Origin of the sequence: Variovorax endophyticus (assembly GCF_025376855.1) — a bacterium.
GTDB lineage: Bacteria > Pseudomonadota > Gammaproteobacteria > Burkholderiales > Burkholderiaceae_C > Variovorax.
This window is the reverse complement of sequence record NZ_JAHUTH010000004.1, coordinates 260,188-275,880: the sequence shown is the minus strand read 5'-3', so window position 1 is coordinate 275,880 and position 15,693 is coordinate 260,188. Positions and strand designations below refer to the sequence as shown.

The 15,693-nt window shown below is 67.5% G+C and carries 16 protein-coding genes; all 16 read left to right on the top strand.

What is annotated here, in order from left to right; genetic code table 11:
* Positions 1-70: 70 nt before the first annotated feature.
* The 16 genes from fabF (at position 71) to KV106_RS07665 (ending at position 15,680) form a co-directional block, all read left to right on the top strand.
* A complete protein-coding gene (fabF, locus tag KV106_RS07740) occupies positions 71-1,315 on the top strand; it encodes a beta-ketoacyl-ACP synthase II (RefSeq protein ID WP_057592294.1) in 1,245 nt (414 codons plus the stop codon).
* Between the two features lie 13 nt (positions 1,316-1,328).
* On the top strand, positions 1,329-1,826 hold the full coding sequence (locus KV106_RS07735; RefSeq protein WP_261208705.1) for a hypothetical protein: 498 nt from the start codon (positions 1,329-1,331) through the stop codon (positions 1,824-1,826).
* A 13-nt stretch (positions 1,827-1,839) separates the two neighbouring features.
* On the top strand, positions 1,840-2,511 hold the full coding sequence (gene rpoE, locus KV106_RS07730) for an RNA polymerase sigma factor RpoE (RefSeq protein WP_057592292.1): 672 nt from the start codon (positions 1,840-1,842) through the stop codon (positions 2,509-2,511).
* Positions 2,512-2,530: 19 nt separating this feature from the next.
* Complete coding sequence (locus tag KV106_RS07725) at positions 2,531-3,187, top strand: sigma-E factor negative regulatory protein (RefSeq protein ID WP_261208703.1); 657 nt, start codon at positions 2,531-2,533, stop codon at positions 3,185-3,187.
* A gap of 28 nt (positions 3,188-3,215) precedes the next feature.
* Positions 3,216-4,292: a MucB/RseB C-terminal domain-containing protein gene (locus KV106_RS07720; RefSeq protein WP_409976491.1), complete on the top strand. Its 1,077-nt coding sequence runs from the start codon at positions 3,216-3,218 to the stop codon at positions 4,290-4,292.
* Positions 4,293-4,380: 88 nt separating this feature from the next.
* Positions 4,381-5,856: a DegQ family serine endoprotease gene (locus tag KV106_RS07715; protein WP_057592289.1), complete on the top strand. Its 1,476-nt coding sequence runs from the start codon at positions 4,381-4,383 to the stop codon at positions 5,854-5,856.
* 523 nt (positions 5,857-6,379) lie between these two features.
* Entirely contained in the window at positions 6,380-8,191 is a 1,812-nt protein-coding gene (gene lepA / locus KV106_RS07710) for a translation elongation factor 4 (protein WP_057592288.1), read from the top strand.
* Positions 8,192-8,196: 5 nt separating this feature from the next.
* Positions 8,197-9,162 carry a signal peptidase I gene (gene lepB, locus KV106_RS07705; RefSeq protein ID WP_057592287.1) on the top strand — a complete coding sequence of 322 codons (966 nt, stop codon included), beginning with the start codon at positions 8,197-8,199 and terminating at the stop codon, positions 9,160-9,162.
* Positions 9,163-9,192: 30 nt separating this feature from the next.
* A complete protein-coding gene (locus KV106_RS07700) occupies positions 9,193-9,561 on the top strand; it encodes a DUF4845 domain-containing protein (RefSeq protein ID WP_057592286.1) in 369 nt (122 codons plus the stop codon).
* A 17-nt stretch (positions 9,562-9,578) separates the two neighbouring features.
* Positions 9,579-10,265, top strand: a complete 687-nt coding sequence (gene rnc, locus KV106_RS07695) for a ribonuclease III (protein WP_057592285.1) — start codon at positions 9,579-9,581, stop codon at positions 10,263-10,265.
* 7 nt (positions 10,266-10,272) lie between these two features.
* A complete protein-coding gene (era, locus tag KV106_RS07690; protein ID WP_261208693.1) occupies positions 10,273-11,247 on the top strand; it encodes a GTPase Era in 975 nt (324 codons plus the stop codon).
* Between the two features lies 1 nt (position 11,248).
* On the top strand, positions 11,249-12,022 hold the full coding sequence (recO, locus tag KV106_RS07685) for a DNA repair protein RecO (RefSeq protein ID WP_057592283.1): 774 nt from the start codon (positions 11,249-11,251) through the stop codon (positions 12,020-12,022).
* Positions 12,019-12,795 (top strand): pyridoxine 5'-phosphate synthase, encoded by a 777-nt coding sequence (locus KV106_RS07680; protein ID WP_261208687.1) that lies wholly within the window; start codon positions 12,019-12,021, stop codon positions 12,793-12,795. The genes recO and KV106_RS07680 overlap by 4 nt, the downstream gene beginning before the upstream one ends.
* Positions 12,792-13,199, top strand: coding sequence for a holo-ACP synthase (acpS, locus tag KV106_RS07675; RefSeq protein ID WP_261208686.1), 408 nt, complete (start codon positions 12,792-12,794; stop codon positions 13,197-13,199). Before KV106_RS07680 ends, acpS begins: the two co-directional genes overlap by 4 nt.
* Complete coding sequence (nagZ, locus tag KV106_RS07670; RefSeq protein WP_261208685.1) at positions 13,196-14,284, top strand: beta-N-acetylhexosaminidase; 1,089 nt, start codon at positions 13,196-13,198, stop codon at positions 14,282-14,284. The genes acpS and nagZ overlap by 4 nt, the downstream gene beginning before the upstream one ends.
* A gap of 46 nt (positions 14,285-14,330) precedes the next feature.
* Positions 14,331-15,680 (top strand): glycosyltransferase family protein, encoded by a 1,350-nt coding sequence (locus KV106_RS07665; protein WP_261208683.1) that lies wholly within the window; start codon positions 14,331-14,333, stop codon positions 15,678-15,680.
* Positions 15,681-15,693 lie beyond the last annotated feature (13 nt).

Genomic DNA, 15,693 nt, shown 5'->3' with positions numbered 1-15,693 from the left:
CGGCGGTCTTTTCCCAGACCCGCATGCGCCGAACGCACGTCGTCCAGCGCTTCCAGAAAGGTTTGCCGGCATGACCAAACGCCGCGTCGTCGTGACCGGACTCGGTTGCATCGCTCCCGTCGGAAACACGGTGGCCGATTCCTGGGCCAACCTGTTGGCGGGAAATTCGGGCATCGCGAACATCACCGCGTTCGATGCGAGCGCCTTCGCCTGCAAGTTCGCGGGCGAGGTGAAGGGTTTCGACATTGCCCAATACATCTCCGAGAAGGAAGCGCGCCACATGGACCGCTTCATCCACCTCGGGATGGCCGCCGCGATCCAGGCGGTGCAGGACAGCGGGCTCAAGACCGGCGAGGAACTGCCGTACGAGGAAGCGGTCCGCATCGGCTGCAACATCGGCTCGGGCATCGGCGGCCTGCCGATGATCGAGGCCACGCACGGCGAGCTGGTGAACCGCGGCCCGCGCCGCGTGTCGCCATTCTTCGTGCCGGCGTCGATCATCAACATGATCTCGGGCCACGTGTCGATCAAGTACGGCTTCAAGGGCCCGAACATCGCCGTGGTCACCGCCTGCACCACCGGCCTGCATGCCATCGGCACCTCGGCGCGCATGATCGAGTACGGCGACGCCGACGTGATGATCGCGGGCGGCGCCGAGTCGACCATCTCTCCGCTCGGCATCGGTGGCTTCACCGCGCCGCGCGCGCTCAGCACGCGCAACGACGATCCCGCCACGGCCTCGCGCCCGTGGGACAAGGACCGCGACGGCTTCGTGCTCGGCGAGGGTGCCGGCGTGGTCGTGCTCGAGGAGTACGAGCATGCCAAGGCGCGCGGCGCCAAGATCTACGCCGAAGTCGCGGGCTTCGGTCTGACGGGCGATGCGTACCACATGACGGCGCCCGACGTCGACGGCCCGCGCCGCTCGATGGTCATGGCGCTCGCCAATGCGGGCGTCAACCCCGATCAGGTGCAGTACCTCAATGCGCACGGCACTTCGACGCAGCTCGGCGACCTCAACGAGACGAACGCGATCAAGAACGCCTTCGGCGACCATGCGAAGAAGCTGGTCGTGAATTCGACCAAGTCCATGACCGGCCACCTGCTGGGCGGCGCGGGCGGCATCGAATCGGTGTTCACGGTGTTGGCCCTGCATCACCAGAAGAGCCCGCCGACGATCAACATCTTCAACCAGGATCCGGAGTGCGATCTCGACTACTGCGCCAACGAGGCGCGCGATCTGAAGATCGATGTCGCGGTCAAGAACAACTTCGGCTTCGGCGGCACCAACGGCACGCTGGTGTTCAAGCGCGCTTGAATCTTCACCTCCCATGCACGGCGCACCGTCGGTGACCTATCCGGTGGGGCGCTCGCGTGGCGCTGCCCGCCTCCTGACCGTGGTCTGGGCCCTGGGCGCGCTTTGCGCCGGGGCGTCCTGCTACTTTTTCGATAGTGTCGGCTGGCGCCACGCGCTGTTGTTGCTCAGCGTGCTGTTCGCGGGCGCGGCCGCAGGCATCGGCCTGCGCCGCGACGGAGCCGGTTTTCTTCATTTCGACGGCCGCGCCTGGTCGCTGGCGCCCGCGGCCTCCGACGCCGCGGACCCGGCGCGCTCGGTCCTGGCCGCGCGCGCTTTCGTCGCGCTCGACCTGCAATCGCTGCTGCTGTTGCGCCTGAGCGAGCCGGGCCGGCCGCAGCGCTGGCTCTGGGTCGAGCGGGAGGCGATGCCCGAGCGCTGGCGCGATCTGCGTCGTGCGGTATATTCGCGCCCCCCCGCTGCCGACACCTGCGGCGATGTCTGGCGCGCGACCGCACCCGCCGACGCACCCTGAAATCCCCCTCTCGATGACCACGTCCCCGCCGCCCGTGCCGCCGGATTCCGGCCTGACCGACGCCGCGGCGGCGCCGCGTCCGGGCGAGGTCGACTTCCAGCTCGTGCAGCGCACGGTGGCGGGCGACCAGAAGGCCTTCGAACTGCTGGTCATGAAGTACCAGCGCCGCATCGAGCGCCTGATCGGCCGCATGGTGCGCGACGTCGACCTGGTCGAGGACATCGCGCAGGAAACCTTCATCCGCGCCTATCGTGCACTGCACCAATTCCGCGGCGAGGCGCAGTTCTACACCTGGCTCTACCGGATCGCGGTGAACACGGCGAAGAAGGCGCTGGTCGACATGAAGCGCGACCCGACCATCTCGGAAAGCGCCCTGCGGCCGTCTTCCGAGGACGACGATGAAACTTACCGTCCGGGAAACGAACCAACCACCGACGAAACCCCCGAATCCGTCATGGCGGCCAACGAAATCGCGGCCGCGGTCGAGTCCGCCATGGAAGCGCTCCCCGCGGAGTTGCGCCAGGCAGTCACGCTGCGCGAGATCGAGGGCATGAGTTACGAAGAGATTGCCGAAGTCATGGATTGCCCCATCGGCACCGTGCGTTCCCGGATCTTCCGTGCGCGCGAGGCCATTTCGGCCAGGGTCAAACCGCTGCTCGACAACCAGTCGGGCAAGCGTTGGTAAGCAAAATCAGGTGAACGAAATGAATCAGACGATGACGGTTCGAGAACAGGTGTCGGCGCTCGCGGATGGTCATTTGCAGGGCGACGAGTTCGCGCAGGCCATCGACAAGGTCTGCGGCGACGAGGAATACCGCGCGGCGTGGCAGGCCTACCATGTGGTGGGCGACGTGCTGCGTTCGGGTTCCACCACGGCGTGCAGCGACGGCAATGCCTTCCTCGCGCGCTTCCAGCAGCGGCTGGCGGCCGAGCCGGTGGTGATCCGGCCCGTGGCGGCCGTTCCCGAAGCCCAGGTGGTGCCGCTCCAGCGCCGCGCCGACGCGGCCAACGAGCCGGTCTTTCGCTGGAAACTCGTGGCCGGCGCCGCCTCGCTGGTGGCCGTGGCCGCCATCAGCTGGAGCTGGGTCGGCAGCGGTGTCGTCAACGGCCCGGCCGGCGCCCAACTCGCGCAGCAACAACCCGTGTCGGGCCCGGTGCTCGCATCGGCCGCGCCCAGCGGCGTGCAGCAGGCCTCGACGCTCACGCCCACGCGCGTGATCGTGGGCAACGGCAAGCCGCAGGTGATGCTGCGCGATCCGCGCCTGGACCAGTTGCTCGAGGCGCATCAGCAGGCCGGTGGGGCCTCGCAGATGCCTTCCGGTTTCCTGCGCAACGCCACCTTCGAAGGACCCACGCGCTGAGCGCGCGACACCGCCTCCTTCCCTGCCAATGACCGTTCAGATGCCGATCTCCGCACGCGCGTTCGTGCTCGTGCTTGCCGCCTTTTGCCTCGCGCAGATCGCCTCCGCGCAGACCCGTTCCAGCGCGGCGAACACCCGGGGCGCGGCATCGGCCCAGGTGGCGGGCGAGTCGCCCGGCATGAGCGTGACCGAGTGGTTGCAGCGCATGCACGCCGGCGCCCGCCAGCGCAACTACGTCGGCACCTTCGTGGTGTCCGCGCCCGGCGGCGACCTGTCGAGTGCGCGCATCTGGCATGTGCGCGACGGCGAGCAGCAGATCGAGCGCATCGAAGCGCTGAGCGGCCCGCAGCGCTCGACCTTCCGCCGCAACCAGAGCGTGATGACCTTCCTGCCCGAGGCGAAGGTGGTCAAGGTCGAGAAGCGCGAGAACCTGGATCTCTTTCCCAACCTGCCCGACAAGCAGGACTCGTCGATCGGCGAGTTCTACGACGTGCGGCCCATCGGCAAGGACCGCGTGGCCGGCTTCGATGCCGACGTGGTGCAGCTGAATCCGCACGATGGCCTGCGCTTCGGCTACCGCATCTGGAGCGAGCGCCGCACCGGCCTCGTCGTCAAGCTGCAGACGCTCGACGACCAGTCGCGCGTGGTCGAGCAGTCGGCGTTCTCCGAGCTGCAGCTCGATGTGCCCGTGAAGGCCCAGGCGCTGGCCCAGATGATGGCCAACACCGCGGGCTACCGCATCGAGAAGCTCGAGCTCGAGCGCACTAGCGCGCAGGACGAGGGCTGGACCCTGAGCGCGCCGGTGGCAGGCTTCAAGCCGCGCAGCTTCTTCCGGCGGCCCGCGGCCGACGGCGACAAGAATGCCGCGACGCAGGACCGCACCGTGCAATGGATCTTCTCCGACGGCCTCGCCTCGGTGTCGCTGTTCATCGAGCGCTACGACGCCAAGCGCGCGCCGCGCGACGGCGTGCTGACCATCGGCGCGACGAATGCGATCCGCAGGCGCCTGCCCGAGCCGGCCAACGACTGGTGGCTGACCGCCGTCGGCGAGGTACCGCAATCGACCCTCGACGCATTTGCCCAGAGCCTTGCACGCACGCGCTGACGGGCGCGAATTGCATGGAACCAAGTCCATGGTTCGACTCATAGTCTTTGTTGTTGCAACCGCTCTTTGATCTTTTGAAAGAAAACCCATGATGTTCAAAGTCGAGGGACACAAGCTCCGTTCCTGCCTCTTCGCATTCGGCCTGGCGTGTTCCGTCGCCGTGGGGTTCCTGCCGGCGGCGCCGGCCAGCGCGCAGACGCGCGGACTGCCCGATTTCGCCGACCTCGTGGAGCAGGTCGGTCCCGCGGTCGTCGGGATCCGCACCGTCGAGAAGGTGTCGACGCGCGGCAGCGGCGAGATGGACGAGGAGATGCAGGACTTCTTCCGTCGCTTCTTCGGCCAGCCCCTGCCGGGCAACCCGCGTCCGGGGCCGCGCCAGAACCGTCCGCAGCAGCAGCCGCAGGAAGAAGAGCGTCCTCGCGGCGTGGGCTCGGGCTTCATCCTCACGGCCGACGGCTATGTCATGACCAACGCGCACGTGATCGAGGACGCGTCCGAGATCATCGTCACGCTGACCGACAAGCGCGAGTTCAAGGCCAAGCTCGTCGGCGCGGACAAGCGCAGCGACGTCGCGGTCGTGAAGATCGAGGCCACGGGCCTGCCGGTGGTGAAGATCGGCGACATCTCGAAGCTGCGCGTGGGCGAATGGGTGATGGCGATCGGCTCGCCGTTCGGCCTCGAGAACACCGTGACCGCGGGCATCGTGAGCGCCAAGCAGCGCGACACCGGCGAGCTGGTGCCGCTGATCCAGACCGACGTCGCGATCAATCCGGGCAACTCGGGCGGCCCGCTGATCAACCTGCGCGGCGAAGTGATCGGCATCAACAGCCAGATCTACTCGCGCTCGGGCGGCTACATGGGCATCTCGTTCTCGATCCCGATCGACGAGGCGATCCGCGTCAGCGACCAGCTGCGCACCACCGGGCGCGTGTCGCGCGGCCTGATCGGCGTGTCCATCGGCTCGGTCTCGAAGGACGTGGCCGAGTCCATCGGCCTGGGCAAGGCGCGCGGCGCGCTCGTGAGCGCCGTGGTGCCGGGTTCGGCGGCCGAGAAGGCTGGCGTGCGCGAGGGCGACATCATCACCAAGTACGGCGACAAGGTCATCGAGACGCCGAGCGACCTGTCGCGCTCGGTGGCCAGCACCAAGCCGGGCGTCAAGAGCACGCTGACCGTGTTCCGCAACGGCGCCTCGCGCGAGCTTTCCATCACCGTGGCCGAGGGCGACGCCGAGGCCAAGCCCGCCAAGAAGCCGGCCGATCGCGAAGAGCCGCAGGCGAAGCCCTCCGCGGCGGGCAAGTCGCTCGGCCTCGCGGTCAGCGACCTGACCGAGGCGCAGAAGAAGGAGCTCAAGGTCCGCGGCGTGCGCATCGACGCCGCCACCGAGGCCGCCGCGAAGGCCGGCCTGCGCGAGGGCGACGTGATCCTGTCGATTGCCAACTCCGAGGTGGGCAGCGTCAAGGAATTCGAGGCCGCGGTGGCCAAGGCCGACAAGAGCAAGCCGGTCAGCGTGCTGTTCCGTCGCGGCGAATGGGCGCAGTACGCGCTCATCCGGCCCGCACGCTGATCCCGGCGGTGCCGTCAAGTGGCCCCACCCGTCAGTCGGGTTTGGGGCCATTTTTTTGAGCTGTTTGCGACGCTTCGGCGCGCCGCTTTAAAAAAATCTGCATCGATCCAAAGCCGTCGATTTGTCAGTATTTACTAACTTAAAGAAGGGCTAAGGACCGTTTTCGGTAGAATAGCGGCCTCTCGGCGGCCAGTCGGCGCATAAGCGGGACAGTCTCCTCCACCATGCGAGATGTCAGGTGACAGTCCACCGACGCTCCACAGATCGCCCACAAGTTGTTCAGAGAGTGCTCCACCAAGCCTGTTGATAAGTTGTTTATAAGTTGCTTGTTGTTGACCCGCAACGACCCGTTTGGACCCTGTTCCCGGATGTACGCGCTTCCCTTTTTGCCTACAATGAAGTTCCAACTACTGCAGTTGCCATTGCTTGTTGGTTCAGGGCGCGTCTCCGGGAGACGCGCCCTTTTTTCTTGCCTGCTGCCCTCTGTGCACGAGCCAATTCAAGTACTTAAGCGTTCCCGTTGATGAATCACATCAGAAATTTTTCGATCATTGCGCACATCGACCATGGCAAGTCGACGCTCGCTGACCGTTTGATCCAACGCTGCGGCGGCCTCGCGGAACGCGAGATGGAAGCGCAGGTGCTCGACTCGATGGACATCGAGAAAGAGCGTGGGATAACCATCAAGGCGCAGACCGCCGCACTGCACTACAAGGCACGCGATGGACAGGTCTACAACCTCAATCTGATCGACACGCCGGGCCACGTCGACTTCTCGTATGAAGTGAGCCGCTCGCTCTCGGCATGCGAAGGCGCGCTGCTCGTCGTCGATGCATCGCAAGGCGTCGAAGCGCAGACGGTGGCCAACTGCTACACCGCGCTCGACCTCGGCGTCGAAGTGGTGCCCGTGCTCAACAAGATGGATCTGCCGAACGCCGATCCCGACAACGCGCGCACCGAGATCGAGGACGTGATCGGCATCGACGCGACCGATGCGATTCCATGCTCGGCGAAGACCGGCATGGGCATCGACGACATCCTCGAGGCGATCGTGCACAAGATGCCGGCGCCGCGCGGCAATCCCGACGCCGCGCTGCGCGCGATGATCGTCGACAGCTGGTTCGATCCGTACGTCGGCGTCGTGATGCTGGTGCGCGTGGTCGACGGCCGGCTCGCGAAGGGCGACCGCATCAAGATGATGGCCTCGGGCGCCAGCTACAACGCCGACAACGTCGGCGTCTTCACGCCGGCCAACGAGCCGCGCGCCTCGCTCGAGGCGGGCGAGGTGGGCTACATCATCGCGGGCATCAAGGAACTGCAGGCCGCGAAGGTCGGCGACACCGTCACGCTGATCAAGCCGGGCACGGGCGGCGCGGCCGCCACCGCGACCGAGGCGCTGCCGGGCTTCAAGGAGATCCAGCCGCAGGTGTTCGCCGGTCTCTATCCGACCGAGGCCAGCGAGTACGACTCGCTGCGCGATGCGCTCGAGAAGCTCAAGCTCAACGACTCCTCGCTGCGCTACGAGCCCGAGGTGAGCCAGGCGCTGGGCTTCGGCTTCCGCTGCGGCTTCCTTGGCCTGCTGCACATGGAGATCGTGCAGGAGCGCCTGGAGCGCGAGTTCGACCAGGACCTGATCACGACCGCGCCGAGCGTGGTCTATCAGGTGGTGCGCAGCGACGGCGAGGTCATCATGGTCGAGAACCCGTCCAAGATGCCCGAGGTCGGCCGGATGAGCGAGATCCGCGAGCCGATCGTGACCGTGCACCTGTACATGCCGCAGGAATACGTCGGCGCCGTCATGACGCTGGCCAACCAGAAGCGCGGCGTGCAGATGAACATGGCCTATCACGGCCGCCAGGTCATGCTGACCTACGAGATGCCGCTCGGCGAGATCGTGCTCGACTTCTTCGACAAGCTGAAGTCGGTCAGCCGCGGCTATGCCTCCATGGACTACGAGTTCAAGGAGTACCGTGCCTCCGACGTGGTCAAGGTCGACATCCTTCTCAACGGCGAGAAGGTCGACGCGCTCTCGATCATCGTGCACCGCACCCAGTCGCAGTACCGCGGCCGCGCGGTGGTGTCGAAGATGCGCGAGATCATCTCGCGCCAGATGTTCGATGTGGCCATCCAGGCCGCCATCGGGGTCAACATCATTGCGCGTGAGACAATCAAGGCGCTGCGCAAGAACGTGCTGGCCAAGTGCTACGGCGGCGACATCACCCGCAAGAAGAAGCTGCTCGAGAAGCAGAAGGCGGGCAAGAAAAGAATGAAGCAGATCGGCTCGGTCGAGGTCCCGCAAGAGGCCTTCCTCGCGATCCTGCAAGTCGAAGACTGATCAACATGGCATTCATCACCTCCCTCATCCTCGCGGCATTCGCCGGCTACATCGGCGCCTGGTACTTCGGAGCGATCGAGGGCAACTTCGCCTTGCTGTTGTTCCTGGCCACGGTGGTCACCGGCCTCTATTGGCTGGCGGAGCGCTTCTACTTCCTGCCGCGGCGCGAGCGCGCGGCCGCCGAGCTCGAGAGCTCGCTGGCCGAGCGCAATGCACGGCTGGCCGGCCAGGGCATCAAGCAGGTCGACACCGCCGATGCCAAGGCCAGCGAGCGGCTGCTGATGCAGCCCTGGTGGCTCGACTGGACCGCCGGGCTGTTCCCCGTGATCCTGGTCGTGTTCCTGCTGCGCTCCTTCCTCTACGAGCCGTTCAAGATTCCCTCGGGCTCGATGATGCCCACGCTGCTCACCGGCGACCTGATCCTGGTCAACAAGTTCACCTACGGCCTGCGGCTGCCGGTGATCAACACCAAGATCACCGACGGCACGCCGCTGGCGCGCGGCGACGTGGTGGTGTTCCGCTACCCGCCCAAGCCGAGCCAGGACTACATCAAGCGCGTGGTCGGCATTCCCGGCGACGAGGTGGCCTACCTGAACAAGAAGCTCACGATCAACGGCCAGCCGGTTTCGAAGGAGGCCGCGCCCGACTACCTCGATGGCGAGTCGATGCGCCTGCTCAAGCAGTTCGACGAGAACCTCGCGGGCAAGCAGCACAAGATCCTCAACGACGACGCCGGCCCCGCCTTCGTGCCCGGCGCCAGCGACTTCCCCTTCCGCGAGAACTGCCGTTACTCGGTCGAGGGCGTCACCTGCAAGGTGCCGGCCGGCAACTATTTCATGATGGGCGACAACCGCGATAATTCGGCCGACTCCCGTTTCTGGGGCTTCGTGCCGGACAAGAACATCGTGGGCCGGGCCTTCTTCGTCTGGATGAACTTCGGCGACCTGGGACGCATCGGTCCATTCCAATAAGTCAGCAAATCGTTCGAGGGGTATGAGGGTATGAGAGCTGTTCGGTCGATCCGGAACAGTGCGGCGCGCCAGCGCGGCATCTCGTTCATCGGTCTCGTGTTCGTGGCCGTCGTGCTGGCCTGCGTGGGCGTCGTCGTCGCCCAGGTCATCCCGACGCTGATCGAGTACCAGGCGATCTACAAGGCCGCCAACAAGGCCAAGGAAGGCAGCACCGTGCCCGAGATCCGCGCCATCTTCGACCGCGCCCAGGCCATCGACGACTTCACGTCGGTCACGGGCAAGGACCTCGACATCAAGAAGGTCAACGACAAGGTCGTGGTGGCCTTTTCCTACGAGCGCGAGATCCCGCTGTTCGGCCCCGCCTACCTCGTGCTCAAGTACAAGGGCGAGACCAACTGAACGCCCAGGGAAGCAAGGTGGACGGCGGCCTCACGGCGCTCCAGTCGCGCCTGAAGTACACGTTCGCCGACCCGCGGCTGCTGCAGCTCGCGCTCACGCACCGCAGCTTCTCCGCCGACCACAACGAGCGCCTCGAGTTCCTCGGCGACTCGGTGCTGAACCTGGCGGTCTCGCACCTGCTCTACACGCGTCTCGCGGCCCTGCCCGAAGGCGACCTGTCGCGCGTGCGCGCCAACCTCGTGAAGCAGGACACCCTGCACCGGCTGGCGGTGGGCCTCGCGCTCTCGCCGCTGCTGCGGCTGGGCGAGGGCGAAGCCCGCTCGGGCGGTCCGAACCGGCCGTCGATCCTGGCCGATGCGCTCGAGGCGCTGATCGGCGCGGTCTACCTCGATGCCGGCTTCGCGGCCGCGCAGGCGCTGGTGCACCGGCTCTACGAGGCGGTCGAGATCAATCCGCGCATGGAGGCGGTGGGCAAGGACCCGAAGACCGAATTGCAGGAATGGCTGCAGGGTCACAAAATGAAGCTGCCCGTCTACCGCGTCGCGGGGACACTGGGGGCAGCGCACAAGCAGACCTTCGACGTCGAGTGCGAAGTGCCCGAGCTGGGCCTTCGCGAACGCGGCATCGGCGGTTCGCGCCGCGCCGGCGAGCAGGCGGCAGCCGCCGCCATGTTGATCCGCCTCAAGGCACGCGGCGGCGCGTGAAAACGAAATGAACGACGCTATCAAATCAGCAGCACAGCCCCAGGACCCAGCGGGCGAATCCAAACCGGCGGAAGCCACGGGCCCGCAGCACTGCGGCCTGGTGGCCATCGTCGGCAAGCCCAACGTGGGCAAGTCCACGCTGCTCAACGCGCTGGTCGGCCAGAAGATCAGCATCACCTCGCGCAAGGCGCAGACCACGCGCCATCGCATCACCGGCATGCGCACGATCGGTGCCACGCAGTTCGTGTTCGTCGACACGCCGGGCTTCCAGACCCTGCATGGCAACGCACTGAACAAATCGCTCAACAAGACCGTGCAGGGCGCGGTCGGCGACGTCGACCTGATCCTGTTCGTGGTCGAGGCCGGCAGCTTCACGCCGGCCGACGAGCGCGTGCTCAAGCTGCTCGGCAAGGGCATCCCGACGATCCTGCTGGCCAACAAGCTCGACAGCGTGGGGCGCCGCGCGGACGTCGCGCCCTGGCTGCAGCAGATGCAGGCCAAGCACGAGTTCGCCGAGTTCGTGCCGATGTCGGCCAAGAACGCGAAGGACGTCGAACGCCTGTTCGGCATCTGCGAGAAGTACCTGCCCGAGCAGCCCTGGTTCTACGACGAGGACGAGCTCACCGACCGCAGCGAGAAGTTCCTCGCCAGCGAGCTGGTGCGCGAGAAGCTGTTCCGCCTCACCGGCGACGAGCTGCCCTACACCTCGACCGTCGTGATCGACAAGTTCGACGAGGAAGCGCCGCAGAAGAAGGGCCACAAGCGCCTGCTGCGCATCGCCGCCACCATCGTGGTGGAGCGCGACAGCCACAAGGCGATGGTGATCGGCGACAAGGGCGAGCGCATCAAGCGCATCGGCATGGAGACCCGCGTCGAGCTCGAGAAGCTGGCCGACGCCAAGGTGTTCCTCGAACTCTGGGTCAAGGTGCGTTCGGGCTGGGCCGACGACGAGGCCCGCGTGCGCTCGTTCGGCTACGAATGAAGTGGCCGCCGCCCACCGCGTTTCGCACGAACCGGCCTATGTGCTCCATCGCTACGACTGGAGCGAGTCGAGCCTGATCCTCGAGGTCTTCACCCGCCACCACGGGCGCATCGCGCTCGTGGCCAAGGGGGCGAAGCGGCCGAGCTCCAACTTCCGCCCGGTGCTGCTGCCGCTGCAGCCGCTGGAGATCAACTATGGCGGCGATGCCGAGATCCGCACCCTGAAGGGCGCCGAATGGATGGGCGGCCACGTCATGCCCACCGGCGATGCGCTGCTGTCGGGCTACTACCTCAACGAGCTGCTGCTGCGCCTCTTGGCGCGCGACGACGCGCACGAGGCCCTGTTCGATGCCTACGGCGGCGTGGTGCAGGTGCTGGCCGGCGACCACGGTGGTGCCCAGGCAGCCACCCAGGCGGCCGCGCTGCGCGCCTTCGAGCTGCTGCTGCTGCGTGGGGTCGGCCTGCTGCCGCAGCTCGACGTGCAGACCCTGACGCTCGAGGCGCTCGAAGCCGGCACCCGCTATGCCCTGGTCGCCGAAGCCGGCCTGCGCGCCGCGGCCGACGACGAGGCCGCGCTGGCCGGTGCCGACTGGCAGCGGCTGCAGGCCGCGCTCGACGACCGCGCGCCGTTCACGGCCACGCTGCGGCTGGTCGCGACCCTGAGCAACGGCAGCAACAGCGCGCTGCGCAACCAGCTGCGCGTGCTGCTCAACTACCATTGCGGCGTGTCCATGCTGCGTACGCGGCAGTTGATGAGAGATATCCAAGCACTATGAGCACTTCCTCCGTCTCGGCCGGCACCACCGCGCTGTCGGTCAATCTCAACAAGGTCGCGCTGGTGCGCAACACGCGGCACCTGGGCATCCCGAGCGTGACGAGGGCCGCCACCCTGTGCCTGCGGGCCGGCGCCCAGGGCATCACCGTGCATCCGCGCCCTGACGCGCGCCACATCCGCGCCCACGACGTGCACGACCTCTCGGCGCTGCTGGCGAAAGATTGGCCCGGCATCGAGTTCAACATCGAGGGCAACCCGTTCCAGAACCTGATGGACTTCGTGCGCGAGCTGCGCCCCCACCAGGCCACCTTCGTGCCCGACAGCGAGACCCAGTCCACCAGCGACCATGGCTGGACCTTCCCCGACGACGCCGAGCGCCTGCGCCCGCTGATCGCGGAAGCCAGGGCGCTGGGCGTGCGCGTCAGCCTGTTCATGGACCCGATTCCCGAGATGATGGCCGCGGCCCAGGCCGTCGGCGCCGACCGCGTCGAGCTCTACACCGAATCCTTCGCGGCCTCGCGCGGCACGCCCGACGAGCAGGCCGTGCTCGAGCGCTACGCGGCCACGGCGCGCGCCGCGCTCGCCGCCGGCCTGGGCCTGAACGCCGGCCACGACCTGAGCCGCGACAACCTCACGCCCTTCCTGAAGGCGGTGCCCGGCGTGCAGGAGGTCTCGATCGGCCATGCCTTCGTGGCCGACGCGCTCGAGCTGGGCTACGAGGCCGCCACGCGCGACTACCTGCGCTGCATCGCCGAGGCCCACGCCGCCGCATGATCTACGGCATCGGCACCGACATCTGCGACGTCCGGCGCATCGCCGCGACCTTCGAGCGCCAGGGCGAGCGCTTCGCGCGCCGGGTGCTCAGCGACACCGAATTCGCGGTCTGGAAGGCCCGCAGCGAGCGCTGGCCCAAGCGCGGCCTCAGCTACCTCGCCACCCGCTTCTCGGCCAAGGAGGCCTTCAGCAAGGCCATCGGCATGGGCATGCGCATGCCGATGAGCTGGCGGCTGTGCGAGATCGCCAACCTGCGCAGCGGCAAGCCGGTGATCGTGCTGCACGGCGAGCTCAAGACCTGGTTCGAGGCGCAGAACCTCACGGCCCACGTCACCGTCACCGACGAAACCGAATACGCCGCGAGCTTCGTGGTGGTCGAACGCAAGGATGGGCCCGCGCCATGAGTGCGAAGACCGAAGACGTGCTTCTCTCGCCGCTGGTCGTCGACGTGGCCGGCACGGCGCTGACCGACGACGACCGCCGCCGCCTGGCGCATCCGCGCGTGGGCGGCGTGATCCATTTCGCGCGCAACTGGGAAAGCCGCGCGCAGATGACGGCGCTCAACGCCGAGATCAAGGCGATCCGGCCCGACCTGCTGATCTGCGTCGACCACGAGGGCGGGCGGGTGCAGCGCTTTCGCAGCGACGGCTTCACCCACCTGCCGACGATGCAGTCGCTGGGCGAACTCTGGATGCGCGACGCGATGCGCGCCACCCAGGTCGCGACCGCGGCGGGCCAGGTGCTGGCCGGCGAACTGCGCGCCTGCGGCGTCGACTTCAGCTTCGCGCCGGTGCTCGACCTCGACCATGGCCGCAGCACCGTGATCGGCACGCGCAGCTTCCACCGCGATCCGCGCGTGGTCGCGCTGCTGGCCAAGAGCCTGATGCACGGCATGCTGCTCGCGGGCATGCGCAACTGCGGCAAGCACTTTCCCGGACACGGCTGGGTCAATGCCGATTCGCATGTGGAGATCCCGGTCGACCGGCGCAGCCTCAAGGCCATCCTGGCCGACGACGCGCGGCCCTACGACTGGCTCGGCGGTGCGCTGGCGGCGGTCATGCCGGCGCACGTGATCTATCCGAAGGTCGACAGCCGGCCCGCGGGCTTCTCGCCGCGCTGGCTGCGCGAGATCCTGCGCGGCCGCTTCGGCTTCGACGGCGCCATCTTCAGCGACGACCTCAGCATGGAGGCCGGCCGCTACATCGACGGCGAACTGCTGAGCTTCGCCGACGCGGCGCTGGCCGCGCTGGGCGCCGGCTGCGATCTCGCGCTGCTGTGCAACCAGAGCATCGGCGAAGGCCGGCTGCTCGACGAGTTCCTCGACGGCTTCGAAGCCGCCGAACGCGCCGGCCGCTGGCAGCCCGGTGCCGAGGCGCGCGGCAGCGAGGCACGGCGCCGTGGCCTGCTGCCGCAAGGCGAGCCGGTCGACTGGCAAGCGCTCACGCGTTCGCGCGGCTACCTCGATGCGCGCCGCTTGCTCGACATCTAGCGCGACGCCATCGTCGCCCGCGGCGGTCCGCTGCCTGGAGTGACCCATGCCCCTGTGCCTCAGCCTTCTTCAGCGCGCGGACGAGGCGGTGCTGCGCAACCACGCGCACTACTGCCGCCTGTTCGGCTATCCGCACCAGTGGGTCGACACCGGGCGCATCGCCCATCCGGCGCTGCGCGCGAGCGCCATGTACAGCCAGATCCTGCGCCACCTGCGCACGCTGGCCGAGGGTGACTGGCTGCTGTTCCTCGACGGCGACTCGGTGGTGTTCCACCCGGTCGCGGTCGAGGCGCTGATGCAGGAGCGCGACCTCGTCGCGCTCGAGGGACCGTCGACCGGCGACCGCGCCGGTCCCGCCATGACCAACATGCTGGTGCTGCGCAACACGCCCGGCAACCGTGCGCTGCTGCATCAGCTGATCATCGATGCGGGCCACGTGGTCGCGCTCGAATCGCCGCGGCTCGACGAGACCGCGCGCCTGGCGCCGGCGGGGCTGCTGCCCTGCAACAGCGTGCTGGGCGAGGCCTACGTCAACGTCTCGTGGCGCGTCTCGCAGTGGCATGACGCGCGGGTCTTCGTGGTGAACCTCGCCGCGCTGCCGGTGCCGCTGCCCGGCGGCGGCTGGCGCGACGAGATCCTGCACGACCTGAACCTGCAGGCGCTGCTGGTGCGCGAGGTCAACGGCGCCCTGATGCAGGGCCGGCCGGTGCTGCAGCCGCCCGCTTATCCAGCGCTGTCCGACGACGCGCTCACGAGCTTCAATCCGCAGGCGCGCATCGCCTTCCTCACGCTCTATACGCACCATGTCGCGACCTACGCGCGCGTGTCGGAGCACAACGTGCGCCGCTACTGCGAGCGCCACGGCCATGCGTACCACGTGTACCGGGCGCTGCCCGAGGCGATCGGGCCCGGCATCAACGGCTCGTGGGTGCGCACCTGGCTGCTGCAGCGGCACCTGGCGCAGCACGACTGGGTGATCTGGGTCGATGCCGACGTGATCTTTCGCAACCCCGCGCGTTCCATCGAACCCCTGCTGCAGGGCCGCGACCTGCTGCTGGCCAAGGACGTCGGCGCCTGGCGCTTCAATTCGGGCGTCATGGGCTTTCGCAACACGCCGGCCAACCTCGCGCTGCTCGAACGCATCTGGGCGCGCATCGGCGAGGTGGCCGACAAATCCCAGGTCTACAGCAGCCTGGGCGACCAGCACTACACCAACGAGGTGCTGAAGGAGGAGGGCCTGCTCGGCGAGCACAGCGTGCTGGACAACCTCAGCCTCAACACGCCGCCGCTGCTGGCCGACGAGGACACGCTGCTGGTCCATTTCGTGAGCTTGTCCGAGCCCTACCGCTCGGTGTACATGGCGGCCATGGACGCGGCCTCGCAGAAGAGCCGCTAGCCACCAGTCGCGG

Coding starts and splice junctions, on each gene's coding strand:
- KV106_RS07680 (WP_261208687.1), top strand. CDS start 12,019: ATGAGCACTTCCTCCGTCTCGGCCGGCACCACCGCGCTGTCGGTCAAT.
- lepA (WP_057592288.1), top strand. CDS start 6,380: ATGAATCACATCAGAAATTTTTCGATCATTGCGCACATCGACCATGGC.
- lepB (WP_057592287.1), top strand. CDS start 8,197: ATGGCATTCATCACCTCCCTCATCCTCGCGGCATTCGCCGGCTACATC.
- KV106_RS07720 (WP_409976491.1), top strand. CDS start 3,216: ATGACCGTTCAGATGCCGATCTCCGCACGCGCGTTCGTGCTCGTGCTT.
- KV106_RS07700 (WP_057592286.1), top strand. CDS start 9,193: ATGAGAGCTGTTCGGTCGATCCGGAACAGTGCGGCGCGCCAGCGCGGC.
- KV106_RS07735 (WP_261208705.1), top strand. CDS start 1,329: ATGCACGGCGCACCGTCGGTGACCTATCCGGTGGGGCGCTCGCGTGGC.
- KV106_RS07665 (WP_261208683.1), top strand. CDS start 14,331: ATGCCCCTGTGCCTCAGCCTTCTTCAGCGCGCGGACGAGGCGGTGCTG.
- KV106_RS07725 (WP_261208703.1), top strand. CDS start 2,531: ATGAATCAGACGATGACGGTTCGAGAACAGGTGTCGGCGCTCGCGGAT.
- nagZ (WP_261208685.1), top strand. CDS start 13,196: ATGAGTGCGAAGACCGAAGACGTGCTTCTCTCGCCGCTGGTCGTCGAC.
- KV106_RS07715 (WP_057592289.1), top strand. CDS start 4,381: ATGATGTTCAAAGTCGAGGGACACAAGCTCCGTTCCTGCCTCTTCGCA.
- fabF (WP_057592294.1), top strand. CDS start 71: ATGACCAAACGCCGCGTCGTCGTGACCGGACTCGGTTGCATCGCTCCC.
- rpoE (WP_057592292.1), top strand. CDS start 1,840: ATGACCACGTCCCCGCCGCCCGTGCCGCCGGATTCCGGCCTGACCGAC.
- era (WP_261208693.1), top strand. CDS start 10,273: ATGAACGACGCTATCAAATCAGCAGCACAGCCCCAGGACCCAGCGGGC.
- acpS (WP_261208686.1), top strand. CDS start 12,792: ATGATCTACGGCATCGGCACCGACATCTGCGACGTCCGGCGCATCGCC.